The organism is Sulfurimonas sp. RIFOXYD2_FULL_34_21 (genome assembly GCF_001830805.1).
Taxonomy (GTDB): domain Bacteria; phylum Campylobacterota; class Campylobacteria; order Campylobacterales; family Sulfurimonadaceae; genus Sulfurimonas.
The window spans coordinates 1-26,150 of record NZ_MICH01000002.1 but is presented as its reverse complement, the minus strand read 5'-3'; the positions used below and the strand labels follow the sequence as shown (position 1 = coordinate 26,150).

Annotated in this window: 30 protein-coding genes; 14 read left to right on the top strand and 16 right to left on the bottom strand. The window is 34.1% G+C overall.

What is annotated here, in order from left to right:
• Positions 1–23 precede the first annotated feature (23 nt).
• Genes napG through A2530_RS01410 form a run of 8 tightly spaced genes read left to right on the top strand, consistent with a single transcriptional unit; the run spans position 24 to position 4,928 of the window.
• Entirely contained in the window at positions 24–815 is a 792-nt protein-coding gene (napG, locus tag A2530_RS01445) for a ferredoxin-type protein NapG (RefSeq protein ID WP_294884568.1), read from the top strand.
• Positions 815–1,642 (top strand): quinol dehydrogenase ferredoxin subunit NapH, encoded by an 828-nt coding sequence (napH, locus tag A2530_RS01440; RefSeq protein ID WP_294884569.1) that lies wholly within the window; start codon positions 815–817, stop codon positions 1,640–1,642. Before napG ends, napH begins: the two co-directional genes overlap by 1 nt.
• Position 1,643: 1 nt before the next feature.
• Entirely contained in the window at positions 1,644–2,351 is a 708-nt protein-coding gene (locus tag A2530_RS01435) for a nitrate reductase cytochrome c-type subunit (RefSeq protein WP_294884571.1), read from the top strand.
• Positions 2,351–2,836, top strand: a complete 486-nt coding sequence (locus A2530_RS01430) for a ferredoxin-type protein NapF (protein ID WP_294884572.1) — start codon at positions 2,351–2,353, stop codon at positions 2,834–2,836. Before A2530_RS01435 ends, A2530_RS01430 begins: the two co-directional genes overlap by 1 nt.
• Positions 2,833–3,783, top strand: a complete 951-nt coding sequence (locus tag A2530_RS01425) for a WD40 repeat domain-containing protein (protein ID WP_294884574.1) — start codon at positions 2,833–2,835, stop codon at positions 3,781–3,783. The genes A2530_RS01430 and A2530_RS01425 overlap by 4 nt, the downstream gene beginning before the upstream one ends.
• 19 nt (positions 3,784–3,802) lie before the next feature.
• Positions 3,803–4,192, top strand: a complete 390-nt coding sequence (locus A2530_RS01420; RefSeq protein WP_294884576.1) for a chaperone NapD — start codon at positions 3,803–3,805, stop codon at positions 4,190–4,192.
• Positions 4,193–4,195: 3 nt separating this feature from the next.
• A complete protein-coding gene (locus tag A2530_RS01415; RefSeq protein WP_294884577.1) occupies positions 4,196–4,495 on the top strand; it encodes a hypothetical protein in 300 nt (99 codons plus the stop codon).
• 1 nt (position 4,496) lies between these two features.
• On the top strand, positions 4,497–4,928 hold the full coding sequence (locus A2530_RS01410) for a hypothetical protein (RefSeq protein WP_294884579.1): 432 nt from the start codon (positions 4,497–4,499) through the stop codon (positions 4,926–4,928).
• On the opposite strand, the gene A2530_RS01405 is transcribed toward A2530_RS01410, so the two are convergent.
• From A2530_RS01405 to greA, 11 genes are read right to left on the bottom strand one after another with little or no spacing between them, the layout of a single operon-like run.
• The gene (locus tag A2530_RS01405; protein ID WP_294884581.1) at positions 4,925–6,208 is read right to left on the bottom strand and encodes an aminopeptidase P N-terminal domain-containing protein; all 1,284 of its coding nucleotides are present in this window, start codon (positions 6,206–6,208) and stop codon (positions 4,925–4,927) included. The two genes, A2530_RS01410 and A2530_RS01405, sit on opposite strands and share 4 nt — an antisense overlap.
• Complete coding sequence (locus A2530_RS01400) at positions 6,205–6,798, bottom strand: ABC-type transport auxiliary lipoprotein family protein (protein WP_294884583.1); 594 nt, start codon at positions 6,796–6,798, stop codon at positions 6,205–6,207. Before A2530_RS01400 ends, A2530_RS01405 begins: the two co-directional genes overlap by 4 nt.
• Before the next feature lies 1 nt (position 6,799).
• Positions 6,800–7,762, bottom strand: a complete 963-nt coding sequence (locus A2530_RS01395; RefSeq protein ID WP_294884584.1) for an MlaD family protein — start codon at positions 7,760–7,762, stop codon at positions 6,800–6,802.
• Between the two features lie 19 nt (positions 7,763–7,781).
• Complete coding sequence (locus A2530_RS01390) at positions 7,782–8,519, bottom strand: ABC transporter ATP-binding protein (protein WP_294884586.1); 738 nt, start codon at positions 8,517–8,519, stop codon at positions 7,782–7,784.
• Positions 8,519–9,643: an MlaE family lipid ABC transporter permease subunit gene (locus tag A2530_RS01385; protein ID WP_294884587.1), complete on the bottom strand. Its 1,125-nt coding sequence runs from the start codon at positions 9,641–9,643 to the stop codon at positions 8,519–8,521. Before A2530_RS01385 ends, A2530_RS01390 begins: the two co-directional genes overlap by 1 nt.
• 12 nt (positions 9,644–9,655) lie before the next feature.
• A complete protein-coding gene (locus tag A2530_RS01380; protein ID WP_294884588.1) occupies positions 9,656–10,150 on the bottom strand; it encodes a chemotaxis protein CheW in 495 nt (164 codons plus the stop codon).
• Complete coding sequence (locus A2530_RS01375) at positions 10,147–12,519, bottom strand: chemotaxis protein CheW (protein WP_294884590.1); 2,373 nt, start codon at positions 12,517–12,519, stop codon at positions 10,147–10,149. Before A2530_RS01375 ends, A2530_RS01380 begins: the two co-directional genes overlap by 4 nt.
• 10 nt (positions 12,520–12,529) lie before the next feature.
• On the bottom strand, positions 12,530–13,471 hold the full coding sequence (locus A2530_RS01370) for a chemotaxis protein (protein WP_294884591.1): 942 nt from the start codon (positions 13,469–13,471) through the stop codon (positions 12,530–12,532).
• 3 nt (positions 13,472–13,474) lie between these two features.
• Positions 13,475–14,212: a metallophosphoesterase gene (locus tag A2530_RS01365; protein ID WP_294884592.1), complete on the bottom strand. Its 738-nt coding sequence runs from the start codon at positions 14,210–14,212 to the stop codon at positions 13,475–13,477.
• Positions 14,202–15,206 (bottom strand): N-acetyl-gamma-glutamyl-phosphate reductase, encoded by a 1,005-nt coding sequence (gene argC, locus A2530_RS01360; RefSeq protein ID WP_294884594.1) that lies wholly within the window; start codon positions 15,204–15,206, stop codon positions 14,202–14,204. The genes A2530_RS01365 and argC overlap by 11 nt, the downstream gene beginning before the upstream one ends.
• On the bottom strand, positions 15,193–15,690 hold the full coding sequence (gene greA, locus A2530_RS01355; protein WP_294884596.1) for a transcription elongation factor GreA: 498 nt from the start codon (positions 15,688–15,690) through the stop codon (positions 15,193–15,195). Before greA ends, argC begins: the two co-directional genes overlap by 14 nt.
• Positions 15,691–15,847: 157 nt before the next feature.
• Here greA and A2530_RS01350 point away from each other — a divergent pair, with 157 nt between their 5' ends.
• On the top strand, positions 15,848–16,369 hold the full coding sequence (locus A2530_RS01350; RefSeq protein ID WP_294884598.1) for a heme-binding domain-containing protein: 522 nt from the start codon (positions 15,848–15,850) through the stop codon (positions 16,367–16,369).
• 6 nt (positions 16,370–16,375) lie between these two features.
• Here A2530_RS01350 and A2530_RS01345 read toward each other — a convergent pair whose 3' ends face one another.
• The 3 genes from A2530_RS01345 to surE are packed head-to-tail and all read right to left on the bottom strand — an operon-like array spanning position 16,376 to position 18,054.
• Positions 16,376–16,615, bottom strand: coding sequence for a thiamine biosynthesis protein ThiF (locus tag A2530_RS01345; RefSeq protein WP_294884599.1), 240 nt, complete (start codon positions 16,613–16,615; stop codon positions 16,376–16,378).
• A 9-nt stretch (positions 16,616–16,624) separates the two neighbouring features.
• Positions 16,625–17,263 (bottom strand): ThiF family adenylyltransferase, encoded by a 639-nt coding sequence (locus A2530_RS01340; protein ID WP_294884600.1) that lies wholly within the window; start codon positions 17,261–17,263, stop codon positions 16,625–16,627.
• The gene (gene surE, locus A2530_RS01335) at positions 17,260–18,054 is read right to left on the bottom strand and encodes a 5'/3'-nucleotidase SurE (protein WP_294884602.1); all 795 of its coding nucleotides are present in this window, start codon (positions 18,052–18,054) and stop codon (positions 17,260–17,262) included. The genes A2530_RS01340 and surE overlap by 4 nt, the downstream gene beginning before the upstream one ends.
• A 161-nt stretch (positions 18,055–18,215) precedes the next feature.
• On the opposite strand from surE, the gene A2530_RS01330 reads away from it, so the two are divergent.
• Both A2530_RS01330 and A2530_RS01325 read left to right on the top strand, forming a co-directional pair.
• Complete coding sequence (locus A2530_RS01330; protein WP_294884604.1) at positions 18,216–20,108, top strand: glycosyl hydrolase; 1,893 nt, start codon at positions 18,216–18,218, stop codon at positions 20,106–20,108.
• 52 nt (positions 20,109–20,160) lie between these two features.
• Positions 20,161–20,694, top strand: a complete 534-nt coding sequence (locus A2530_RS01325; RefSeq protein ID WP_294884605.1) for a hypothetical protein — start codon at positions 20,161–20,163, stop codon at positions 20,692–20,694.
• Positions 20,695–20,714: 20 nt separating this feature from the next.
• On the opposite strand, the gene A2530_RS01320 is transcribed toward A2530_RS01325, so the two are convergent.
• A complete protein-coding gene (locus A2530_RS01320; RefSeq protein WP_294884606.1) occupies positions 20,715–21,506 on the bottom strand; it encodes a hypothetical protein in 792 nt (263 codons plus the stop codon).
• Positions 21,507–21,624: 118 nt separating this feature from the next.
• Here A2530_RS01320 and A2530_RS01315 point away from each other — a divergent pair, with 118 nt between their 5' ends.
• From A2530_RS01315 to murI, 3 genes are all read left to right on the top strand, one after another.
• Entirely contained in the window at positions 21,625–22,779 is a 1,155-nt protein-coding gene (locus A2530_RS01315) for a methyl-accepting chemotaxis protein (RefSeq protein WP_294884608.1), read from the top strand.
• Positions 22,780–22,917: 138 nt separating this feature from the next.
• Positions 22,918–24,267, top strand: a complete 1,350-nt coding sequence (gene rho / locus A2530_RS01310; RefSeq protein WP_294884610.1) for a transcription termination factor Rho — start codon at positions 22,918–22,920, stop codon at positions 24,265–24,267.
• A 3-nt stretch (positions 24,268–24,270) separates the two neighbouring features.
• Positions 24,271–25,014, top strand: coding sequence for a glutamate racemase (murI, locus tag A2530_RS01305; RefSeq protein WP_294884612.1), 744 nt, complete (start codon positions 24,271–24,273; stop codon positions 25,012–25,014).
• Positions 25,015–25,034: 20 nt separating this feature from the next.
• On the opposite strand, the gene A2530_RS01300 is transcribed toward murI, so the two are convergent.
• Positions 25,035–26,150, bottom strand: a 1,116-nt coding sequence (locus A2530_RS01300; RefSeq protein WP_294884614.1) for a methyl-accepting chemotaxis protein, incomplete at its 5' end; no start/stop codon positions are given.

Below are 26,150 nucleotides of genomic sequence, written 5' to 3'. Positions count from 1 at the left end.
TTTGCTAAACGTACCTAAATAAAATGAAAAATAAAACAACGAGTGATAGAAGAAAGTTTATTTTAAATATGGCAAGAAGTGCCGGTATTGCCGCACTTGGAGGATTTGTATGGAGTGCTTATGTTGATGAAGTTACGGCTTCACAACTACTGCTTCGTCCACCTGGAGCCATTAAAGAAAATGAATTTTTGAAAACATGTATTAAATGCGGACTTTGTGTTGAAGCTTGTCCGTATGATACGTTATCACTTGCTAAACCGGGTGATCATAAACCTCTGGGTACTCCGTATTTTATCCCTAGAGAAATACCTTGTTATATGTGTCCTGATATTCCTTGTGTGCCTGTATGCCCTACAGGCGCACTTGATGAATCTAGTGTTACGACAAATGGAGTACTTGATATAAATGTAGCTGATATGGGTCTTGCGGTTATAGACAGAGAAACTTGTATAGCGTTTTGGGGAATTCAGTGCGATGCATGTTATAGAGCTTGTCCTATTCTAGGCGAAGCGATAACAGTTGAGTATCAAAGAAATGAGAGAACAGGAAAACATGCATACCTATCTCCGGTAGTTCATGCCGATGCATGTACTGGATGCGGATTATGCGAAAAAGCTTGTGTTACGGAAAAAGCGTCAATCTTTGTACTTCCTAGAGAAGTTGCAATGGGCAAGGCCGGTAATTACTATATAAAAGGTTGGGATAAAAATGATGAAAAGCGTTTAGAGAACGCTAAAGAAATCAAAACAACGACTGATATAAGTAAAGACAGTGCTGTTAATTCTCTAAATAGCGGAAAGGGGGATTTATACTAATGAGAACTCTTTGGAATAAATACCGATACCTAATGTTTAGAAGAACTACGCAGATAGGTCTATTATTGCTATATTTTGGAGCAAATGTTTGGGGATGGACTCTTTTAATGGGTAACCTTAGCTCTTCAATTTTTTTAGATGTTGTTCCTTTAAGCGATCCTTACGCTGCACTACAAATGCTAGCGGCTGGTGCTGTATTGGCTACGGATTTACTTATAGGCGTTTTTATCGTAACTATATTTTACCTACTTATAGGTGGTCGCGCTTTTTGTAGTTGGGTTTGCCCTGTAAATATAATTACAGATGCTGCGGCACTATTAAGAAGAAAGTTAAATATTGACGGCATTTCTAAGAGACAACCTGCTTCGCGTAATATGCGTTACTGGGTTTTAGTACTAAGCTTAATCATATCATTTATGATGGGGGTTACCGCTTTTGAGTTTATATCGCCTATATCTATGTTACATAGGGGTATTATATTTGGTTTAGGTTTTGGATGGGCAGCAATGCTCGTAATTTTTCTTTTTGACCTATTTGTTCTAAAAAACGGATGGTGTGGACATATATGCCCGCTTGGTGGATTTTATTCACTTTTGGGTAGTTTTAGTCTAATAAGGGTGCAACATACACAAGAGAATTGTACTGGGTGTATGAAATGTAAAGTTGTTTGTCCTGAGCAGCAAGTTTTACACATGATAGGTAAGGAGAGTTTACCTGTTCTTTCAGGTGAATGCACAAATTGTGCCAGATGCATTGAAGTGTGTGATGATGATGCTCTTAGTTTTTCAATTAAAAAACTAGCAAAAAACAAAAAATCGGGAGAGTAAAATGAAAGCAATGAGTAAGATAACGATTGGTTTAGTTGCTGCTGCACTACTAATGGTTGGTTGTGGTGGTGAAGGTGCTAAATCTTCGCCTAAAAAAGTTGTATCAACAACTATAACTGAAGAGTCTTTAGGTTTAAGAAAGACTGATTTATATACGGAAGATAGTACAATAGCAGACAAAACTGAGTACAGAACTGCACAAGCTACTACAAGTAGCAAAATTAAAAGAGCATTTCAAGATGCTCCGCCGATGATTCCACATGATACTATCGGTATGTTGCCGATTAAAGTAGAAGACAACAGATGTGTAAGTTGCCATATGCCGGATATCGCGGGAGCAATGGGTGCTACACCGATTCCTGTTTCTCACTTCACAAACTTTAGAGAGCGTAATAAAGTTGTAAACGGTACTTTCCAAAGTGCAGTTAATAACTATAAAAATGAAGTCTCTATCGTGCATGAAGATAAACTTCAAGGTGCTAGATTTAACTGTTCACAATGTCATGCTCCGCAGTCTCAAGGTAACTTAGCTGTTGAAAATACATTTGAGCCTGTTTATACAAGCAAAGACGGTGCTAACAGATCTAGCTGGAGCGGTGGGAAACTAACTGAATCACTAGATACTGTAGGAAAAGAGAGTTATGTAACTCCTGAAGACGTTGCAAACAAACATTCTGCAGCTGGAAGCTTAGGCGGTTCAGGTCATTAATGCAAAGAAGAGAGCTTTTTAGCTCTCTTGCTTCATCTTTAAATAGAGCAAAGAAGCAAGAGAAATTGTTAAGACCCCCTTACTTTGGAGACGAATCTCTTTTTCATAATGAGTGTAGTAAATGTGATGCCAAATGCGCCACTGTTTGTGAAGAAGATATAATAAAAATAGCAAATGATAGTACTCCGTATTTAGATTTTACAAAAAGCGGTTGTACATATTGCGATAGATGCGCAATTGCATGTGAATTTGGCGTTTTAAAAGTTGAAGATAAAAAACTTGTTAATGCGGATATAATTATAGATAAGAGTAGATGCCTAAGTTGGAGTCATACTATGTGTTTTTCGTGTAAGGATCCCTGCTTGGATTATGCTATAGACTTTAAAGCTATGTTTATGCCTAGCATAAACGACAAATGTACATCATGCGGTTTTTGTATCAGTAGATGCCCCGTTGATGCTATAAATATAAAGGTAACACAATGAAATTAATGATATTTTTAACGTTTTTTATCTCTTCTTTGTTTTCTTTAAATTTAAAACAACCTGTTTTGCAATTCAATGCAAGCGGATTTGTCGTGGACGTTGTTTTTAAAAATGATAAAATTTATGTAGCTACGGATGCTAGTTGCGTTGATATTTTTGATTTTAAAACAAAAAAGCTTATTGAAAAAATTGAGTTACCTAAAATTAAAGATTTTATCGGTGATGAAGTAGATTCAAAAGTTTATTCAGTAGATGTTATTGATGATAAAGTATTAATACTTTCACAAGATAAACAGGGTTTTAGAAGAGTTCATATTTACCAGAACTTAAAAACTGACCTTTTGCTTGATTCTTCAAAATCTCTTACAATAGCAAAAGCAAAGTTCTTAGACAGCAATACGATTCTATTAGCACTGCTTAGTAATGAGTTAATTTCATATGACATAAAAAATCGCCGCCAAAACTGGATAATTCAAGTTGCCGGTGCAAAGTTTTCAGACTTTGCATTGAATGAACAAAAAAGTGAGGTTGTCGTTGCCGATGAAAGCGGTAATTTAAAGATACATAACACCAAAGACGGAAAACATCTTAAAACACTCTCCGGAGAAAATTTGGATAATGTCTTTCAGGTAGATTATAAAAAAGGGGTTATTGCGACAGCAGGACAAGACAGAAGAATGGTAATTTATGTCCCGAAATTCAACTCGTCTTATCATATAAAATCAGATTTTTTAATTTACAGTGTCGGTTTATCTCCAAGCGGTAAAATTGTCGGTTATGGATGCGATGAGCACAACAATGTGCTACTTTTAAATACTATATCAAAATCTGAAATTGCTAAATTCGGCGGTAACAATGTGACGCTTACAAAAATAGTTTTTATAAGCGAAGATGAGTTTTTAGTTTCAAGTGACAGTAAAATTATTAATTTATATAGTGTAAAATAAAATAACAAAAGGAAATAAAATGAATATATCTAGTATAGTAGTTCAAACGGTACCAAAATATTTGGCTGAAGTAGTACAGAGTCTTAAGGATTGTGAAGTGTGTGATTATCACATGCATGATGAAAAAGGAAGAGTTATAATCACTATAGAGGGTAATGGAGTTGCCGAGGAGCTTGAGAAATTAAGAGTAATAGAAGCGATTCCACATGTAATTACTGCTGATATGCAGATGGCATACAGCGAAGATGAGCTAGATGCCCATATGGAAATTATAGCAAACGGTGATGCTGTACCAAAAATATTAAATGACGATAGTGTAGATTTTACGACTATGACATATAACGGCGACTTAAAGAAAAAAGATGATTTGTCAACATTTACTAAAAAATTTGATGAAACAAAGAGGTAAGTTTTGTCAGTAATATTTGAATCAACTATTAAAATGGCACAAGACAGTCGTGAAGATTGGTATATAGAATTAAAAGATACGATGGACGGCAGAGTAGAAACTTGCAAAGATCTCTTAGAATATTCAAAAAAAGTTGAAGAACTAGGTGCTTTGTATGGCGGCAACATAGATGAAGTAAGATGGGGAAAAGATGACAATGTTCCTCCTTATATAATAGATGCTGTTAGATTTGAGATGTCAAAACTTCAAAAAGAGATTGAAGATGAAATTGGCGAACCGCTTATAGGCGAGGAAACAAAATAGTTTGAAAGCTGAGGCTATAAAAACACTTAATTATCTAAGTGTAAATGAAATTAAAGAGCATTTAGAAAATGTTGAATATATTATTATGGCAGCTCCATCACCTGAGTACTTTAAAGATACTCCGATTCACTTTACGATTTTTTTAAACACTTGTGAGGAGCTACCCAAAGAGATTCAAGAAGCAGTTTTTGAGAAATTTTTAGATGAAAATAGTATAAAAAATCCAATCGAAGTTATGAGCCAAATTATGCCTGTCGGTTTTTCACAAAGTCAGCAAGAGACGCTAATGCCTCTTCTGTTAGTCAAACAAGAAGACATGAGAGACATACCTAATTTTGCGATGTTTGTTTTTGATTTTTTAGCAGATTCCGATAATTTTAGCGAAGCAAAAGATAAAAGCTTAACAGGTTGGAGTTATAGCTATAGCAACTAAAACTTAAAAGATATAGCCTCTATTTTATCTATACTCTTTGCAATCGCTGAAGATAAGTTTTCATAACCGTCTTTGGTTACTAAAATATTATCTTCTATTCTTATACCGATACCGCGATATTTTTTTGGTACACTTTTATCACTCTTATCGATATAAAGTCCCGGTTCGATAGTCAAAACCATACCTTTTTTTAACGGTATCTCTCTGTCCTTAGCATCTTTATACGGTGCCATATCATGAACATCTATGCCCATCCAGTGACCTATTCCGTGAGGATAATATTTTTTATGCATTTGAAGCCTGATAAGCTTTTTATACTCCCCTTTTAAAATACCAAGTTCAATCATCCCCTTTGTAAGCATCTCCTCTGCCGAAGTTTGCAAAGCACTTCTCTTTACCTTTGGTTTTATCATACTTATTATTTTTAGTTGTGTCTCTAAGACAAGATTATAAAGCTCACGTTGAGGCTGGGTGTATTGTCCGCTTACAGGTATTGTTCTAGTAATGTCACTTGCATAGTAGTTATGTTCACAACCCGCATCAATCAATATAAGTTCGCCCTCTAAAAGTGGTTTGTTGTTTTGTATATAATGAAGTGTATTAGCACTGTTTCCACATGCTACTATTGATGTATAAGCATCACTATATGCACCGTTTGTTTTAAACTCATGCTCTATCTCCGCTTGTAAATCATACTCGTATTTATCTTTTTTGTTTACAATCATAGCTCTGTGATGAGCTTTTGCGGTTATTGCAATTGACTCTTTAATTAATTCAATCTCTGATACCGACTTAATAAGTCTCATTTTTTGAACCATTAACGCGATATTTTCTTTAGCGTTAAAATCTTTTGTCAACTCTAAAACTTTTTTAACATCGCTTTTTTTTGAACTTAACTCGCAATAGATAGTTTTTTTGCCTCTTATATACTCTTTGAACTTTCTTTTAAAGTCATCCCTAGAATAGACTTTATCAACCAAAAATCTCTTCTTTGCTTTTTTCTCTCCTAGCCTCTCTCCACTCCATAGCTCCAATAACTTATCTTTTTTTTGAACAAACAAAACTGTTTTTATTCTATTTTTCTCTTTTAAAAAAATTAAAACGGCATTATCTTCTTTAAAACCGCTCAGATAGTAAAAATTGCTATCTTGTCTGTATGGATGCTGTGTATCATGCGAACGGGTAGTATATTTTGCGCTAAAAATAACACCGATAGAATTATCAGACATCTTTTTTACTAAAGAGTCTCTTCTTTTTTTATATTCGCTCTCTTTTATCATTTGCATACCTCTTCAAGCCAATTGATATTTTGAGAAATTATTTCGCTCAATGCACTATTTATGGCATCAACGCCTCCTTGTGCATCCGGAGTTTTTGCATTAACTTTTGAGTAAAACGTTTTGGTTGCCATTACCGCGTTTGTGCTAGAATCTACCAAAGTAAAAGTTATTACAATATCTACATAAGAGCTTTTCAAGTCACTGCTGTAAAACTGCATAAATTCCTCTATTGCCGTCTCTAAAAGCAGACTATTTTTACTTCTTGATTTTGATAAATTTACACTGCTAAAAAGTTCTTGCGCTCTTATATTGCTTATTAGATGTGAAATAACAAAGTTATTTGGCGACTCTTGCCATTGAGACTCGGAATATGAAAATACTCTATTGCCTGACTCTGTATAATCCATGCTAAGCGACTTTAGAGAATTAGTGCTAAATGCCTCTAAAATTTTTAATGATTTGTTTTTACACCCTTTGGCAAGGATATCTTTTTTTTGAACTTGAGTAACTACTCTATACTCAGCTACAGCAGGTTTTATTGTTGCGCAACCCGATAAAAACACTACTAAAATAATTAAAACAGTTCTCATATCAACTCTCCCCCGGTCCTTTTTTAATCTCTTCTTTCATAAATATAATATCATTTGGACTTCTATCATATTTATTTAGAGTCTCTTCTATTTTAATGATTAAATTTTGCATCTCTAAAAAGGTATTGTTTATACTAGGAAGCAAATCGCTTGTTATCTCTTTAAGATTAAAATCACCGCTTTCTAATGATTTTTTAAACATATCCATGGAACCCTTTATACCCAGATAACTATTCATAATAGAACTAAACGATACGGATATATTATTTTCCCATGCACTGCTTGTCTCCATAAATTTTTCGACACGAGGTATCATCTCGTCAAGCTTTTTTGATGCACTATTTAAGTTTTTTATACTCTCTTGAAAGTTATTTATTGTCTCATTATCTAGTATTTCATTTATTTTTGAGAAAAAAAGCGAGCTATTTTTAAGAAGCTGAGTAAACTGTTCTTGATTCTCTTCTCTTAAAAGCTGGCGTGTTCTCTCAAGAGTTTCAGATAGGTTTAAAGATATATCTCCAAAACTGTTTTCAAGTTTTATCAACAAAGAGGGGATAGTTTTTATAACCGGATATTTTTCATTCTTTTTTATTTCAAGAGGAGCAGCATTATCATTACCAAAACTTAAATTAATATAACTAAGACCGGTAATTCCTTGAGAAGTAAGTTGTGCTAGAGTAGATGAGTTAATAGGAGTAGATTTTAAAACCGTAACTAAAACTTCAACCTGCTCAGAGTTATTTGAATTAATTTTTAGAGTTGTAACTTTGCCTACATTTATTCCTCTATATTTTACCGGAGCATCAAGATTTAATCCTAAAACCGATTCATCAAAGTATATAGCATACATCTGTACTTCAGCCTCCTCTGAAGGCTTTAAAAGCCAATAACCAAATACTGACATCATTGTTAAGCCAAGAAGTACAAGAAAACCTATTAAACTGTAATTAACTTTGTTATTCATAAAATATTACCCTCATAATCTATTTTCCCATTTGAAAAAAAGTTTTTATAAACTCGTTCTCAACACTAAATATATTTTTTAAATTACCCTCATATACAATTTTTTTATTGTCAATTATAGCAACTTTATCAAGAGTATCATGTATGGATTGTAAATCATGAGAAACCATAACAATAGTCAAATCCAATAAGTCACGAAGTTTTAATATTAAAGCATCAAAGTCCCTAGCGGATATAGGGTCTAATCCGCTAGTAGGCTCATCCAAAAAAAGAAGTTTAGGGTCAAGTGCAAGTGAACGCGCAAGAGCTGCTTTTTTTTTCATACCGCCGCTAATTTGTGACGGGTATAGATTTGCATCATCTGAACGTAATCCTACAATATTTATTTTAAACTCTACTATATCATCAATCATCTCTTGAGACAAATCACTATACTCTATAAGAGGAAGTTCTATATTTTCTTTTAAAGTAAGCGATGAAAATAGCGCTCCGGACTGAAACAGTACACCCCATTTCATTCTAAGACTTATTGCCTCTTTATATCTAATATTATTTAGCTTATGTGAAAATATAGTTATATCACCGCCGCTAAATTTTTGTAACATAACCATCTCTCTTAAAAGAGTTGTTTTCCCGCATCCGCTAGGACCAAGCAGCCCATATATAGAACCTTTTGGAACACTCAAGTTAATCCCGTCATGGATTATTCTATCGCCAAAAACGGTTTTTATATTCTTTACTTCTATAATATTGCTCATCATATACCCAAATTTGTAAAAATAATTGAGAAAATAGCATCACATACGATAACCGCAAAAATTGATTCTACAACACTTTTTGTCGTATTGAATCCTATGCTTTGAGTATCATCTTTAACTTGCAAACCTCTATATATGCCGATAGTAGCAATTAAAAAAGCAAAGAACGGCCCTTTTATAATACCGATGATAAAATGTTTAATAGCAATAACTTCGTTGAACCTATTTATAAACAACTCAATAGTAATACCTAAATCAATATTTGCAACAACCATTCCGCCGACAATAGCCATTAAATCAGATATAAAAATAAGTATAGGCATAGTAATCATAAGTGCTATAATTTTTGGAAGAACTAAAAACCTATATGGGTCAAAACCCATTGTCTGCATTGCATCAAGCTCTTGAGTAATCTTCATTGCACCTATTTGAGCGGTAAACGCAGAACCGCTTCTTCCTGCGATAACTATTGCAGTGATTAAAGGCGACAACTCCCTAAAAATAGAAATACCCAACATATCTACTATAAATATATTGGCACCGTATATTTTTAACTGAAATGCAGATTGATATGCTATAACAAGCCCTATTAAAAAACTTGTTAAGGAGACAATTCCGATTGCTTTTACGGCACTCTCATTAATCTCAAATGCTATCTCTTTAAATCTGATACTTTTATAGGATATTAAGTAATATATTTTATTCGCAAAAAGTTCGCCCATAAAAGCCAGAAACGATAAAAAAACAAGATAATTTTCATATGTTTTTTCACCTATTCTTTCTAAAAATTTTCTCTTTTTAGGTTTTACTATTTTTTTAGACTTTAACCTCTGTTCTTTTACAAGATTAAACATATCTAAAACTTCTATATTATCGCAAATAGTCTCTACATGTACAATACTGTTTAAAGAGAACTCTCTTTGTAGATTGTCTATAAAAATTGATCCGGCACTATCTAAAAAGTTTAGTTCTGAGAAATCTAAAACAACATTATCAACTTCGTTTAAATCTAATAGGTCTATTTTTTTTTTATATTTTGTAAGATTGTAGAGGGAAAGCTCTCCTTTAAATTTTAAAGAGAGCTTGTTATTAGCAAAAATAATATCAAATGATGAATTAGACATGTAAAGGAAATATTAAAAATCTCTCTGTAAAAGTCTGTTTACCTTTAAGATAGTTATAATTCTGTCCGCTTGTTTACCAACACCGTCAATCGCAGTTTCATCGCCGTTTGTAGTATCAGGAGCCGGTCCGATATCACTTTTTTTAATCCTAAGCGCCATTGTCAATCTGTCGATTACAAATCCCGCAACATCATCACCATGTCTCATAACAATAAATCTTGTCTCTTCGCCATGCTTTTTAGGACTTAATCCAAATTTTAAGCGAAGGTCAATAAGAGGTATAACGGCTCCACGCATATTAAAAACACCCACAACATATTTTGGTACCTGAGGAACTCTTGTCCATGGAAACGGTTTAATAATCTCCTGAATAGCCAAAATCGGAACAGCATATTCTTCATCCCCTATTATAAATCCTACTAACTGGACTACGTCATCGGAGTGACCTACTTTTTCATCATGTTTTTTATTTTGTTTACTCATTATCTCTTTTAATTTATCACTCATTTTAAAAACTCCGATTTAAAGTTAACGTTTCTTTGAACTACACTTGACAAGTAATCCGCAGAATATGGTTTAGTAATATATTCTACCATTCCAGACTCAACTCCTCTCATACGATCAGACTTACCGGTACGAGAAGTTACCGCAATTAAAGGTAGATTTTTGTAACGATTATATTTTTTTATCTCGGTTGCTAATGAGTAGCCATCCATTCTAGGCATCTCAATATCTACTAACATCGCATCAAAATTATGATCGCCCTGTTTTAAAATACTAAGTGCTTCTTGACCATCACCTGCTTCAACCAGCGTCACTCCTAACGGCTCAAGTGCTTTTCTCATAATTGTTCTATCAGTTTTTGAATCATCGACTATCATAACAGTATAATCACTTGCTTTTTTCTTCTCATTTGTAAGCATTGCAGCATCTGAGCTGCTATCTGCCAACTTAGTAGCTTTAACATGTTTTGCCATATCCATAATAGCTATAACATCTACAATTAATGTTACACCGCCATCACCGCGAATAGTAGCTCCTGCAATTCCATTAATACCTTTGAGGAACTCTCCTAGAGATTTGATAACAATCTCCTCCTGTCCTACTAACGTATCAACGATAAGTCCAAGTTTACTTGTTCCCAAACCAAGAACAACAACATAAGCATACTCACTTGAGTCTAAAATACGCTCCACTTCAAAAATATCTCCGATATGTACAAGAGAAAGAACATCTTCACGCAGTCTCATAACCGAACGACCTTCGACTGTATAAACCTCATCTTTTGATATTCTAACGGTTTCTAAAACAGACGCAAGAGGAATTGCATAATGCTCTTCTTGAACCCCTACTAAAAGTGCTTGAATAATAGCTAACGTTAGAGGTATCTTTAGCTTCATTGATGTACCGACACCAATTTCACTGTCAATGTCGATAATTCCGTTTAATTTCTCAATATTTGTCTTAACAACATCCATACCGACACCGCGTCCTGATACGTTTGTTACACTAGTAGCCGTTGAGAAACCTGGTTTAAATATCAGATTGAACGCCTCTTTGTCGCTCATATTATCCGCTTCTTTTTCAGTAATAATGCCTTTTTCAAGAGACTTGTTTTTTAACATATCTACATCAAGTCCCTTTCCGTCATCATCAATCTGAATTACAATTTGATTGCCCTCATTGTAAGCTTTTAATTTTATTGTTCCTGTCTCACTTTTTCCTTGTTCAAGGCGTATTTGAGGTATCTCGATTCCATGATCACATGAATTTCTGATAATATGTACTAAAGGATCACCTACTTCTTCGACAATAGATTTGTCAAGTTCAGTCTCTTCTCCGTATATCTCAAGCTCTATTTTTTTATTTAACTCACGGCTTAAATCACGAATCATTCTAGGAAATTTATTAAACACTTTGCCAATCGGTAGCATTCTTGTTTTCATAACTGCAATTTGCAAATCCGTAGTAACTAAAGAGACGATTGATACAACCTGATTTAACTCTTCAAGAAAACTCTCCCCTTCATAACGCTCTTCAACATCATCATTAATTTTAATCAATCTGTTTTTAGCAAGAACTAGTTCTCCTATTAAATTCATTAAGTGATCAAGTCGTTTTACATCTACTCTAATAGTTTGCTCAACCGTAGTCTGCTTTTTTGCAGGTGCCGCTGCACGTGCATCATCTGATGAATCCGAGTCATGATTAGCCGATGCTGTTGCTCTTTTAGGAGCGACCATGACAGGAGCTTTTGATACAGGCTTTATCTCCTCATCTTCAAAATCATCTTCATCATCAGCTGATTTTGATTTAGCTTCTCTTTTCGCCTGATCTTCTGATTGTCTTACTTTTAATAATCTCTCAATCTCGGCTTCCAATTCGTCAGGATTCATGTTGTCATAATCAGGCTCATCTTTTGAAACTTCTTCAAGCGGCTTATCTTCAATTACAACAGCAGGCTGAGCAACAGGAGTTTCTACTTTTCCGCTGCCGCCTACACATTTGTCAAGTCTTGAAACACAAGCTGCTACATCAATACCGCTATCAGAGCTAGTATCGCGGATAGTATTTAAAAGAGCTTTCATTAAATCAATAGATTCTAAAATAACATCCATAATATCCGCAGATATTATTAACTCTCCATGTCTAGCTCTATTTAATACATCTTCCATATGATGTGTCAAATGTGTTAGTACATCAAAGTTCAAAAAGGAAGAAGCACCTTTAACGGTATGTGCAACACGAAATATTCTGTTTAATAGCTCTAAATCTTCAGGTCTATTTTCTAACTCTACTAAATCTTGGTCGAGCTGTTCAATAAGCTCAAAAGATTCAACCAAAAAATCTTGCAATATCTCTTGAAATTCATCCATATTTATACTCCTATTTCATATGTGCACGAACTACTCGCGCTACTTCATTGTAAAATAAGCTTGCTTGAAATTTAACCAAATAAGCCTCTCCGCCTGCTTCAACACCTCTTAACTCGCTAAAATGGTCACTAATTGAAGAGTTAAATACAATCGGTATATTACTGAATCTTCCGTCTTCTTTAACATTAGCTGCAAAATGGAAACCGTCCATTCTAGGCATTTCAACATCGGAAATAATTATCTTAAGATTTTTTGCCAAATCTTTGCCGTAGAGTTCATATAGCTCATCAAGCTTAGTTAAGCCCTCTTCTCCGTCTATAGCTTCCAATACATTAAATCCCATCTTTATCAACGCTTCTTTTACAATTTTTCTAGCTGTTGAGCTATCATCAAGAACAAGTGCCATCCCTGAAAAACTTTCAATCTGATTAGGAACATTTTGGGTATCAGGCTCATAAAGACCCAAATCTTGTACAACACTCTCTAAATCTAAAATCAGAAGTACATTATCGCCTTCGATTTTTGTTACACCCGTTATTTTACTTCCTTCAACAGATGCGCTGTCTCTCATAAAAGATGCAGGTTCAATATCCGACCAGTTTATTCTTCTTATTCTTTTTGCTTCATGAACTATAAAACCTATAAGTACGTTGTTAAACTCAGTAATTACTACTCTTGAGTTTTTTGCAATACCGACTGGTTCTTCTATTCCCATCCACTTTGCCAAATTAACCACGGGTATTACAATGTTTCTTAAATCAAATATACCCTCTATAAATTTAGGCGTCCCAGGGAGTTCCGTCAATTTAGGCAATTTAATAATTTCACGAACTTTAGATACGTTTACACCGTAAATACCCTCGTAAACTTCATCGTTTTCCTGCTTAAATATACGAAAATCAACTAGCTCCATCTCATTCGAGCCAACCTTTAATGAACTATCTATAGTCATATTTTAAATCCCTTTTGAGAAAATATTTTCTTGCAAAAATGTTATGTCTTGTGTTGATTTTACAGTAAAATATCTTTGATTGCAAGCAAAAGCGCCTAAATTAACATAAATAAAATTTTTTAATTTTATCGTCTTGTTCTGATGAAAATGCCCCTCTATAAAATAATCGCACTCATATTGCTCATCCAATCTGCTTGATATAAACTTTTCAAACCCCACAATATCTTTACAATCATCTTTTTTACCTAGATAATCATCCAGTTTTTTTAAAATATAGTGATTTAACATGTAATCTATCGTTGACAAAAAATATAATAAGTATCTGTTTCTTATTATTTTTGTATAAATTTTATAGTTTAAATCACTCTTTATATCACCGTGAGAGAGCAAAACTGTTTTATTCTCGAATCTACATGTAAGAGGCTGAGAGGAGATAGGGAATACTTTTACTTTTGGGAATATTTTTTTTAAATTAAAATCATGATTTCCCTCTAAATATACAACTTCTATATGCAAAGATATTGTATTTATTAGTTCAATTGCCTCTTGATTTGCTTTGTGTGTATATGAAACCTCTCCAAAAAGAGCATCAAATATATCTCCAAAAAGGATTAGTTGCGTAGGTTTAAGAATTTTAGAGTCTATATCTCTTATAAACTCTAAAAACTCGGGGCGCTTATGCGAGTAGTGTGCATCAGCCACAAAAAAAGCACCCTCTTTTATCTCTAAATTATGGAACATAAGCTATGTTTGGTATTCCTAAATCTTCATCAAGACCCATCATCAAGTTTGCATTGACAACAGCGGCAGACGATGCACCTCTTAGAAGATTGTCTATTGCGCTAGAGATAAAAAGAATATCTCCTTTTTGTTTTACAAAAATATCGCAAAAATTTGTTCCGGCAACATTCTTCATATCGACCGGGTTTTTGCTAATTCTTACATGTATAGACTCTTTGTAAAACTCTTCTAGTACTTTATATGCGTCAAAATCTCCGCTTACATGTATATATATTGAGCTTATCATTCCGCGGGTAACAGGAACTAAATGCGGTACAAAATGAACTTCATCAAAGTCAACACCGAGTTTTTGGGCAATTTCAGGTGCATGTCTGTGAAGGAGAGGATTATAAGCAAAAAGATTGTCGTTTACGTTTACAAAATGAGTGTTGTCGCTTAATTTTTTTCCAGCTCCGCTAACGCCTGTTTTTGCATCTATGATAATGGGAGTATTTTTTACTCTTTTATCCATAAAAGGCAAGACACCTAGTATTGCAGAAGTAGGAAAACAACCCGGATTTGCTACAAGTTTTGCGTCTCTGAGCTCTTTAGCAAACAGTTCTGGCAAACCGTAAACCGCATGTGATAGGTTATCTATATCCGTATGAGGGCAGTAAAACTCCTCATAAACATCTTTAGGAAGTCTATAATCAGCCGACAAATCAACTACTTTGATACCCTTTTCTATGAGAGGTTTAACATACGCCATAGCCGTTTGATGAGGCACTGCTAGAAAAACAAGCTCACACTCCTGTGCCAACTCATCTATATCTACCTTTAAAACATTGCACTCAAAAACCCCATTTAGCGATGGATGCAACTCACTTAGAGTAGTTCCGCCCTCTGAATTTGCTACATAAGAGAGGTTAAATTTAGGGTGTTTGATAAGAATTTTTACAAGTTCAAGCCCGGTATATCCGCTTGCACCTATTACTCCGACATTAATTGCACTCAAAAACTATCTCCTGATATCTTATCTCGACTACCTCAAACTCTTTTTGTCCGTTAGGAAGCTGTACTTTTACATCGTCTCCCTCTTCTCTTCCTAAAAGTTGCTTCGCCAAAGGAGAGTTAAATGAGATAAGCCCCATATCAGGATTTGATTCGCATCCGCCTACAATAGTATATGTAAACTCCTCTTCGCTATTTACATCACAAACAACAACAGTTGAGCCAAAGCTGACTTTAGTATGCTCAAGGTCACTAGGATTTACTATCTTTGCCGAGCCTATAAGTTCTGCAAGTTCTGCAAGTCTTAAGTCTATAAGTTTTTGTTGTTCTTTTGCCGCATGATATTCAGCATTTTCTTTTAAATCTCCATGCTCTAGTGCCTCTTCAATATCTTTTATCGTTCGAGGTCTTTTAACTTCTTTTAAATTTTTCACTTCTGCTTGGAGTTTGTTGTATCCAAACAGAGTCATAGGCTCAATTTTTTCCATAAAATATTCTCTTTATTGTTAATCTTTTTGTCATTATATCAAATTAAATTGTCTGAGTACAAAGTAGTTTAAAAATATTTGAATAAGAAATCGATTATGCTCAGTTTAATGAAATATGTGCAATTATTGAAACTAAATTCTTTTTTTGGAGGATATCATGCAAGTCATAAACTCTTTAACTTTTAAACTCTCAACCGTTTCTTTGTTCTCTATTTTGCTTTCGTTGCCGATTATATTGTTAGCACATGAAGAGAACAATGCAAATGTTGTAAAAAAAGATATAAATGTTGATAAAAATTTGCCTTTATATGAAGTAATAAACAGCTCATATATTGCAAAGATCAAACCTATTTTAGAAAAAAAATGTTTCGATTGTCATAGCGATGCGACAAAATTCCCTTGGTATTATAAAATACCCGGATTTAAACAGATGATTGATTACGATATTAAAAAAGCTAAAAAACATATAGACATGAGCAAAGATTTTCCTTTTATATCTCACAATACTCCGCTAAAAGATTTAGAGAGTTTAAGAGATGTTGTAATAGAAAATGATATGCCGCCGCTTCGTTATATTATTGCTCATTGGGATGCTAGATTGACAAAAAGCGAAAGAGAAGCCATAGTTAAATGGAGCGAAGAGTCTATGTCTAAATTAAGAGAGATTCGCTATCAATAATATTTACTAGCTTTTTATCTGTGACAAATCTAGTTTTATACTCTCTTTTTGGCATTCGATAGTAATAATGCACCCTTTTTTACTTATTTTTTTTGCATCTTTAATATCGCTTAAAAGATTTATAACCTCTTTGCTTTGAGGGTCGTAAGCTTTTAGCGTTTCGTCTTCTATAAAGAACAATCTTCCACCGCCGCAGCCATCACCTATTATACCTTCACACACGAGCGGATTATCTAAATCAAACAAAAATTTCTCCTATTTTGATATTATCGTCTTAATTGCTTCACTGCACATAACAAGCCCGAAAGTTGCAGTTACGCCGACAAAACTACCTTTTTCTTTTACTTTAGCCTCTTCTGCGCTAAATATGACTTTATACTTTTTTTTAAATCCGCGTTTTTTAAGTTCATATCGGATTTTTGAGCCGAATTTGTCTCCGTAACTCTTCCAGATATCGCCGACTTGCACTTTTGTAGGGTCAAGACGCTTTGCCGAGCCAAAAGAGGAGATGAGTTTTTTGTAACACTTTTGGGCAAGTGCGAGTTTTGCTTTTGTATCATCAATCGCATCAAGAATCAAATCATACTTATCAAAATCAAAATCCCAAACCCACTGCTCATCAACACGAACATTTATAATTTCTACATGTGAATAATGTTTTTTAAGCGCTTCTACTTTAGCCTCGCCCTCATGAAGTTCAGACCAGAGTTGACGATTTTGGTTACTTTCATCATAAGTGTCAAAATCAACGATAGTTACATGTACTAAACCGCTGCGCATTAGACAATCAAGACAGTGTCCGCCTACACCGCCTACTCCCAAAAGCAGAACTTTCGCATTATGAAGTTTAGAAAAATCATCCCCTAAAAGAGATTTTATACGCTCATATCTCACTCTATCCACTCTTTTAGTCTATCTATGCTTTTGTATGCGCTCATATCAAGATGTATCGGTGTTATGGATATATTTCCAGCTGCTATCGCTTCATAATCACTTATGCCCTCTACTCCGTTGCGAGCAGAAAAGTTTAACGGATGAAGCCCCAGCCAATAAAACTCCTCTCCCCTTGGATTTCTATGCACATGCGAATCGTTTGCGTACATTCTATATCCTGCATAAGTTATTACCATTTTTGCATCTTTGTTATCGCTAGAATCAATATCAGGAGGAATATTAACGTTTAAAAACTCTCTCTGGGGCAGAGGAAACGAGCCCTCTTTTATCTTTAGCACAAGCTCTTTGATTGTTTTTTTTGCCAAAGTAAAATCACCTTGCGGGTCGGTAAAGTCCATTACCTGCGAAATAGCTATAGAAGGAATGTTATGTAAAACTCCCTCCATAGCTCCCGCCGCCGTTCCCGAGTAGGTAATATCCTCTCCCATATTAGAACCGCGGTTTATTCCGCTTATAAGCAAGTCCGGCTTTTTATCTACAAAAATAGTACTGAGCGCAAGATAGACACAGTCGCTAGGAGTTCCGTCATCAAGCTTAAAAAAATCATCCTCCACTCCGATAAAACGAAGAGGACGCACCAAAGTAAGAGAGTGGCCGCATGCAGACTTCTCATTTGCAGGTGCTACAACGGTAACTTTTACTCCTTCAAGCTCTTTTAATGCTTCTACAAGACTAAGAAGACCGTTCGCCTCATAACCGTCATCGTTTGTAACCAATATATTATACGCCAAAACTATTTCCTCGCTTACGCTCTAAGCGTATTTATTTTATATTTGACATTTTAACATTTAAAGCCAATGTTTTACAAAAAAAGAGTAGCTCTTATGAGATATAATTCCGCTTTATATAGTTCTTAAAAAAATTACTGTTTTTTACATAAGGAAAACATCAAATGATGAAAAAAATCTCGGCAGTTTTAGCTTCCGTTGCAATTGCCGTACTATTTTGGTATTTAGCGGGTGCTGTTTTTGTTTTAAAAGGCAGCAACGATGATATCTCGAAACTTCAATGCGTCTCATACGCACCCTTTTCAAAAGATGAGTCACCGCTTTCATCTCAAAATTTTGTAGCCTCAAAAGAGAGAGTTAGAGAAGATTTAGCACTGCTCTCAAAATACACAAACTGCATTAGAACATATTCTACTATTGGACTTGAAGAATTGCCTAACATAGCAAGAGAGTTTAACATGAAGATGCTTATGGGAGCATGGGTTAGCAGTGATAGAGTCTTAACTCAAAAAGAGCTAAATACACTTATAAAACTTGCACGCGAAAATCAAGATATCGTAAAAGCCGTGATTGTAGGAAACGAGGTATTATTAAGAGGCGATACAACTGAAGCAAAACTTCTTGAATATATAAAGTATGTCAAAGCCGCTCTGCCAAATACACAAGTAACTTATGCCGACGTTTGGGAGTTTTGGCTCAAACATCCAAAAATAAGAGAAACTACCGACTTTGTAACAATCCATATATTGCCATACTGGGAAGATGAGCCGATGAATATTCAAAGAGCCATCAAGCATTTGGCGAATATAAGAGTAGAAGTTGAGCGTATCTTAGGGGACAAAAATATTCTAATTGGCGAAACAGGTTGGCCATCCGAGGGAAGAGCAAGAGAAGATGCACATCCTAGCAAAATAAATCAGGCGATATATCTCAGAGAATTTGTAAAACTGGCACAAGAAAAAAAGTGGAACTACAACATTATAGAAGCTTTTGACCAACCGTGGAAAAGGATAAACGAAGGAGCTGTAGGCGGCTTTTGGGGAATTTTTGATAAAAACAGAGTCGATAAAAACGTATTTAACAAAGATGTTTCAAACTTTCCAAACTACAATCTTTTGGCGCTTAGTTCAATTTTGCTGATTTTTGCCTTTTCCTTTATCTTAAAAGGTGTAAAAATTGAAACTAAAAAGCTATCTGTTTTTAGTGCGCTAAATCTTATATATGCAGTTTTATTTACGCTTCAAATCGAGCAGTACAGTGTTACAACCATCTCATATAAAGAACTTATTTGGGCTATTTTTGTCCTAGTTGTGCATCTGCTCATATACTACTACATGCTCTATTTTATTGCCAAAGAAAAACAGAGTGAGCTTTTAGGTAAAAATGGGCTTAGGACTCTATTTTATCTCTCATTTTTATCACTACTAATAGCAAATACGGCACTTGCATTTGATGGAAGATATAGAAATTTTGAAGTCTATATATTTGCAATTTCAGCTATCTCGTTTTTATATTTTTACAGTGCAAAAGCGCTACATGTAAACTCAGAAAAATTTGAAAAAGCATCTTTCTTGATTATAATTCTATCTTCTATCGCTATATTTATAAATGAAACATATCTTAATATTTTTTCAAATATATGGATTTTAATCTCTCTTGGATTTGCTTTTATCCTCTATAAAGAGAGTAAGCAAGTAAGCTTTTTAGAGCTAAAGAACTTTATTTTCTACACTCTTTTATCAATTGTTATATTTTCTCTTATCAAATACGCAATTTTGAGAAATGCCAACCTAATAAGCGAATGCGGCAGTGATTCAAAGATGCTTTTATGCACTATAAGAGAACAACTTGGAGCGATGATACATTTTAACTTTTTTGGTATTGCGGCATTGCTTAGCACGATTACGGCACTCATTTTAAACAGACAACTAGTCTCACATATAGCTCTTTTTCTTAGCATGGGAGCACTTATTATGCTAAATAGTTACGTAGGCTCATTTGTCTTTATAGCGTCGGTATATTTAGTTTTAAAAGAGAGTAATAAAAAAGCAGCTTAAATTAAAAAAATCTCCATATTTACCGATTTATGAGCAAAATAAGGAGGTTGTTATGGACACTTCATACGCTTATAGCGCTTACAAGTCGCACGATTTAAATATAGCCATGCGAACATCTAGCGGTGATATTATAAAAATGGATTTTGCAAATGAGAGTTCATTCTCGATGAGTCATAGCCAAAATTCTAACGGCAGTAAAGATACGATGAGTTTTGCTTCAATGCAGTCGTTTCAGTTTTCTATTGATACGAACGGGATTGATGAACAGGACAAAAAAGAGATTGACGCTTTTATGAAAATAGCGCAGCCTTTTATAGACAACTTTTTAAAAGAGCTAAAAGACAACGAGCAAAAGTCTCCGGTTTCAAAACTAGCAAATAAAATAGCATCTATTTTTGAACCAAATAGACAAAGAGACGATAATGAGAAAAATCAGGTTAAAACAAATATAGTAGATATGTTTGACAACTCTGTTTCAAAACTAAAAGATAAAAACAACATTGATAAAATTTTTAAAGACGTTGAAAATCTTTTGGAGAAAACGTTAAAAGCATTTGATGAATTCAATAAGATTTTATATGCTTAAACCAGAGAGTTTAAGCAGTTTTAATATTGGTCATATATATGTTTAAACTTCATAAACAGATATGCAAGAATCCCTATAATAAGAAGGATTAGTAGATAAGTCCAGCTGAAATACTCTGAGAAAACATCAGATACGCTCGGCGGCGGACATACTTTATCATCTGCTAATTGTGAGGTATTTTGCTCTGTGCTTAAAGCTTCATTTTGTTTTGTCAACTCTTTGATATCATCTTTTAAGTTATTCTGTGCCAGTTGGTTTTGTTCCGGCTGTTCTATACTCTTATCAGCAGTTTGAACAGGTAAATTTTTGTTTACTTCTACAACAACTTCTTGCTCATTTATCTGCGGTGTCGGAACCGGCATAGGAAATTCTTGCTTTAACTCTGCAACGGGCTTTGAAGGTTCTTTTTTAGGAAGCTCTTTCTTTTGTTCTAAAACCGCTTTTGGAAGTTCAATTTTTATCTCTTTTTTTACTTTATCAACACTCTCGCTTGCGCTCTCTACATCACTTACAAGTGCTTGTTTAAAGCCGCCTTTTACTATTTGCAATGATTCATTAAGTACTGATGCGTTTTTTATAGGCTCAACTACAACAATATGATATTTGCCAAACGGGCGTACATGTATGTCAAAATTGTTAACTTCCGACAACTCTTGAAGTAACTTATATTGTGGAATGGCAATACTTAGTTTTTCATACTGTCTATCCGCATTTGCTTTATCTGAGAACGTACCCAATACAATTTTTTTTGAATACCCATGCAGTAAACTGCTTGCCAAAAAAATATACAACAACGCTATAAAAAATTTCATGATGCTTCTCCGTAAGAATTCTGTTCCATTATATTCGCATTATGCATAAATAATATTTAAAAAATAATATTTATCAAAAAAAGTAAAAAACTTGGTATAAAAAATGCTTTTATTTTGAATGAAAATATTTATTACAACCCTTCTACTCACCGTTGGCGTTTTTGCATCATCAATCTTAGAAATTCAGATGAGTTATTCACAATTAAACACTCATATAGAAAAAATATCTCAAAATTTAACTCCTGAAGATAAAATAAAACTCTACTTCATTATACTCTCTACTCATGACAAAATAGCGACAGCTATTTCATTAAATGATACAAAAACAGACTCTTTACAAAAACTCAATGATGAAGCGTTAAAAGCTTTTAAGGAGTTACATGTAAGCAATAAAAAATTAAAATCCAATGATATTGATAAATTAGAAGATCTATATATAGATATGAGCAAAAAAGGACTCTATCTTATAAAAGCACAAACAAAACCAAACACTCAAAAGGTTGTATATAAAGATAACGTTATATACAAAGATAAGATAATATATCAAGACAAAGTAGTCTATAAAGATAATGTAGTTGAAAAAACATCCTACATGTACTATATTTTAAGTGCAATTTTTTCTTTAATAATCGGTTTGCTTATAGGTTATTTTATCTTTAGGTCTTCACATGCAAAAGAGAGTGAAATAGCGGAATATAAGCAAATTATAAAAAAACTACAGGATGAAAAATGGAATTTAAGCGATGAGTTAAACTCTCTAAATATGCAAAATGAATCCTTACATGTAGAAACTAAAAACAACTCTCTTGATTTGCTACATGTAAAGAGTGAAAATGACACTCTTTTAAATAAAAATCAAAAACTAAATGACGAGATAGCCCACCTAAAAAGATTACACCAAGACTCTCTCAAAGAGTTAGATGAAAAAATAAAAATATTTGATAGAGAAAAAACTGCACAAAAACTTCAAATAAAAGAGAGTAAAGCAGAAAATAGGGATGATTTAAAATTTAATAATGAATTAAGTTCGCTTCAAAGCCAATCCAAAGAGATTCTTAGTGTTCTTGATACAATTTCGGATATTGCGGATCAAACAAACCTTTTAGCACTAAACGCTGCCATTGAGGCTGCACGTGCAGGAGAACACGGACGAGGGTTTGCAGTTGTCGCCGATGAAGTACGTAAACTTGCAGAAAATACGCAAAAAACATTAAACGACGCAAAAATAAACATCTCTACACTTGTTGATACTATCTCAACATTAAAAAGTTAAGCTATGTATTGACATTAGAAGTTCTAATAGTGTAAAATTGCGGTATTAAAATGTATGAGATAATCTTACACTTTCCCAATGTACCATAAACTAGAATATCCGCGGTACAAAATCTAAAAACATTAAGGCAGCTACTTTATGAGCGAAAACACTCCACAACAACCACCTCGCAAAAGCACTAACAGAACAAACACAAATACAAAAACAAGAACACACAAACCCGTAAAAGGTGCAAGCGTAGAAGATTTACGTATTAAAAGTATAGAAGAGTTAACGGCAATGGCCGCCGAGCTTTGTATAGAGCATCCAAACGAGCTTAAACGTCAAGACCTTATATTTGAGATTTTAAAGGCTCAGACTGAACAAGGCGGTTTTATCCTATTTAGCGGTATTTTAGAGATTATGCAAGATGGTTACGGCTTTATTCGCTCAATCGATAAAAGTTTTGACGAGAGCATTAACGATGCATACGTATCAAATACTCAGATAAAACGTTTTGCTCTTCGTAACGGAGACGTGGTAACGGGACAAGTTAGACCTCCAAAAGAGCAAGAGAGATATTATGCTCTTATAAAGATAGAAGCGGTAAACTCCCTTCCGCCTGAAGAGAGCAAAAAAAGACCTCTATTTGAAAATCTCACGCCTCTTTATGCAACAGACCAGATTAAACTTGAGTACAGAGAAAGAGGGCTTACCGGCCGTATGATGGATCTTTTTGCACCAATTGGAAAAGGTCAACGCGGTCTTATCGTTGCACCTCCTAGAAGTGGTAAAACTGAACTTTTAAAAGAGATTGCTCACGGTATCACACACAATCATGCTGAAATCGATTTGATGGTTTTGCTTGTTGATGAGAGACCTGAAGAAGTAACCGACATGGAGAGAAGTGTTAAAGGTGAAGTTTACAGTTCAACTTTTGATATGCCTGCTAAAAACCATGTTAAAGTTGCCGAGATGGTAATTGAAAAAGCTAAAAGACGTGTTGAACTTGGTCGTGACGTAGTTATCCTTCTTGACTCTATCACACGTCTTGCGCGTGCATACAATACGGTAACTCCTTCAAGCGGTAAAGTTCTCTCAGGCGGTGTCGATGCAAATGCACTTCACAAACCAAAAAGATTTTTCGGAGCGGCTCGTAATATCGAAAACGGCGGAAGTTTAACTATTATTGCTACTGCACTTATAGATACAGGTAGCAGAATGGATGAAGTTATCTTTGAAGAATTTAAAGGTACAGGCAACTCTGAAGTCGTACTTGATAGAAAAATAGCCGATAGAAGGATTTTCCCGGCAATTGACATTCTAAAATCAGGAACCAGAAAAGATGAACTTCTTATCCCGCCTGAAGTACTGCAAAAAGTATTTATTCTGCGTCAAATGATTCATAAGCAAGATGATGAAGTTGAAGCTCTTAAATTTGTCTATACGACAATGGGTAAAAAACCGACAAATGCAGAATTTTTAGAAAGCATGAATACAAATCAGTAAACTATGAAAGTAGGAGTATTTGACAGCGGAATCGGCGGTTTAACTGTTGTTAAATCACTTTTAGAACATAAACTATTTGAAGAGATTATCTACTTTGGAGATACTGCGCGCGTTCCATACGGTATCAAAGATAAAACAACAATTATACGCTATGCAATCGAAGCAGTTGAATTTTTCAAAAACTTTGAACTAGACCTCATTATAGTTGCATGTAATACCGTAAGCGCTCATGCACTAACTGAAATGAGAGAAGCTTCAACATGCCCTGTTATAGGTGTTGTTGAGGCAGGAATTTTGGCAACTGCAAATGCATTAAAAGACAAAACTTTAAATATACTGATTCTAGGAACAAAAGCTACTATTAGCTCAAAAGCTTATGAAATTGGCTTAAATGAAGAAGGTTTTCATAATTTGCAAGCAAAAGCAACCGGTCTATTTGTTCCTCTGGTCGAAGAGGAGATTTACAACGGTGAAATTTTAGAAGCAACGCTCAAACACTACTTTAAAGAGATAAAAAATCCAAATGCAATTATTTTGGGCTGTACACACTTTCCTTTAATATCTGATGCAATCCAAAACTACTTCTCAAGTGATACAATTCTTATCCACTCCGGTGATGCGATAGTAGAACATTTGCAAAAAAGCTTTGATTTTAGTATAAAATACAATAAGACAAAACTTGAATTTTTTGCTTCGGAGAATCCAGAAGCATTAAAAGCAGTAGGGAAAAAATGGTTACAGGTATAAGCTTAACTAACTAATCATTTTTACGTTCTAAATCGTGAAAGTTTTTCACTTAAACCTGATGCATTACTCTCTAATACTTTCATTTCGTAAGATATAGCATTACTGTTATCTACATTCTTTTTTACTTCTTGATTAATTTGATTAATCTTGCTTATAATATAGCTAGTATCTTCTCCTGTTTTATAGAGTGCCCCAAGAGATGTATTCATAGCTTTTGTTGTTTCACTCATTGTCTCAACAGTTAACTCTATTTGTTCTTTTGCATTTGAAGAAACATTTGTCAAGTTTTGAATATTATCAGCATTATTATTCATTTTTTGACTAACATCATTAATAGATTGAACAATAATACTAATCGTTGCATTAATCTCACTAAGACTATTTTGGGTTCTCTCGGCAAGTTTACGTACTTCATCTGCAACTACTGCAAAACCTCGTCCGTGTTCTCCTGCACGTGCGGCTTCTATAGCTGCATTTAAAGCTAAAAGGTTTGTCTGTTCCGCTATCTCGCTTATAACATTTAAGACTTCTTTTATTTGAACGGCTTCTTTACTTAGTCTTGACAAGTCTTCGACAATCTCCATCTCAACTTCAGCACTTTTTTGTACATCATCAATCATACTTATTATATTTTTTGTTGCCGTATCCAATACATCTTCTACTTTAGACATAGAACTTTTTAAAGTATCTGTTCTACTCATTGTATCTCTAATCATATCCATAGTTTTTTCACCAAAACTAGTTGTGTCTATAACTATATTTGATGTTTCATCTAAATTTTGTAACATATCTAAAAAATATTTATCAATTTTCTGTACTATATTTTTATTCTCTTCCGCACTACTTTTTGAATCATCAATGGCTTCTCTTGTAGATGATATAAGATTGTTTAAACTATAAAAAATATTTGAAATTTCATCTTTACCCAAAGATTGTTGCTTAAAAGTAAAATCTCTATTTTTATCAATATTTTCTAAACTCTGTTGCAGTTTTTTTATAGAGTTGTGAATATTTGCAACTAAAAACATACTTACTATTATTAACAATACAAAAGTAATTCCCGTAGTAAATATTATCTGATACTCATATTTTGAAAGTTTGTCTGCGAAGGATTCTATATTACTATTTAAAGATTT

Coding starts and splice junctions, on each gene's coding strand:
- napG (WP_294884568.1), top strand. CDS start 24: ATGAAAAATAAAACAACGAGTGATAGAAGAAAGTTTATTTTAAATATG.
- napH (WP_294884569.1), top strand. CDS start 815: ATGAGAACTCTTTGGAATAAATACCGATACCTAATGTTTAGAAGAACT.
- A2530_RS01435 (WP_294884571.1), top strand. CDS start 1,644: ATGAAAGCAATGAGTAAGATAACGATTGGTTTAGTTGCTGCTGCACTA.
- A2530_RS01430 (WP_294884572.1), top strand. CDS start 2,351: ATGCAAAGAAGAGAGCTTTTTAGCTCTCTTGCTTCATCTTTAAATAGA.
- A2530_RS01425 (WP_294884574.1), top strand. CDS start 2,833: ATGAAATTAATGATATTTTTAACGTTTTTTATCTCTTCTTTGTTTTCT.
- A2530_RS01420 (WP_294884576.1), top strand. CDS start 3,803: ATGAATATATCTAGTATAGTAGTTCAAACGGTACCAAAATATTTGGCT.
- A2530_RS01405 (WP_294884581.1), bottom strand. CDS start 6,208: ATGATAAAAGAGAGCGAATATAAAAAAAGAAGAGACTCTTTAGTAAAA.
- A2530_RS01400 (WP_294884583.1), bottom strand. CDS start 6,798: ATGAGAACTGTTTTAATTATTTTAGTAGTGTTTTTATCGGGTTGCGCA.
- A2530_RS01395 (WP_294884584.1), bottom strand. CDS start 7,762: ATGAATAACAAAGTTAATTACAGTTTAATAGGTTTTCTTGTACTTCTT.
- A2530_RS01390 (WP_294884586.1), bottom strand. CDS start 8,519: ATGAGCAATATTATAGAAGTAAAGAATATAAAAACCGTTTTTGGCGAT.
- A2530_RS01385 (WP_294884587.1), bottom strand. CDS start 9,643: ATGTCTAATTCATCATTTGATATTATTTTTGCTAATAACAAGCTCTCT.
- A2530_RS01380 (WP_294884588.1), bottom strand. CDS start 10,150: ATGAGTGATAAATTAAAAGAGATAATGAGTAAACAAAATAAAAAACAT.
- A2530_RS01375 (WP_294884590.1), bottom strand. CDS start 12,519: ATGGATGAATTTCAAGAGATATTGCAAGATTTTTTGGTTGAATCTTTT.
- A2530_RS01370 (WP_294884591.1), bottom strand. CDS start 13,471: ATGACTATAGATAGTTCATTAAAGGTTGGCTCGAATGAGATGGAGCTA.
- A2530_RS01365 (WP_294884592.1), bottom strand. CDS start 14,212: ATGTTCCATAATTTAGAGATAAAAGAGGGTGCTTTTTTTGTGGCTGAT.
- greA (WP_294884596.1), bottom strand. CDS start 15,690: ATGGAAAAAATTGAGCCTATGACTCTGTTTGGATACAACAAACTCCAA.
- A2530_RS01350 (WP_294884598.1), top strand. CDS start 15,848: ATGCAAGTCATAAACTCTTTAACTTTTAAACTCTCAACCGTTTCTTTG.
- A2530_RS01330 (WP_294884604.1), top strand. CDS start 18,216: ATGATGAAAAAAATCTCGGCAGTTTTAGCTTCCGTTGCAATTGCCGTA.
- A2530_RS01325 (WP_294884605.1), top strand. CDS start 20,161: ATGGACACTTCATACGCTTATAGCGCTTACAAGTCGCACGATTTAAAT.
- A2530_RS01320 (WP_294884606.1), bottom strand. CDS start 21,506: ATGAAATTTTTTATAGCGTTGTTGTATATTTTTTTGGCAAGCAGTTTA.
- A2530_RS01315 (WP_294884608.1), top strand. CDS start 21,625: ATGAAAATATTTATTACAACCCTTCTACTCACCGTTGGCGTTTTTGCA.
- rho (WP_294884610.1), top strand. CDS start 22,918: ATGAGCGAAAACACTCCACAACAACCACCTCGCAAAAGCACTAACAGA.
- murI (WP_294884612.1), top strand. CDS start 24,271: ATGAAAGTAGGAGTATTTGACAGCGGAATCGGCGGTTTAACTGTTGTT.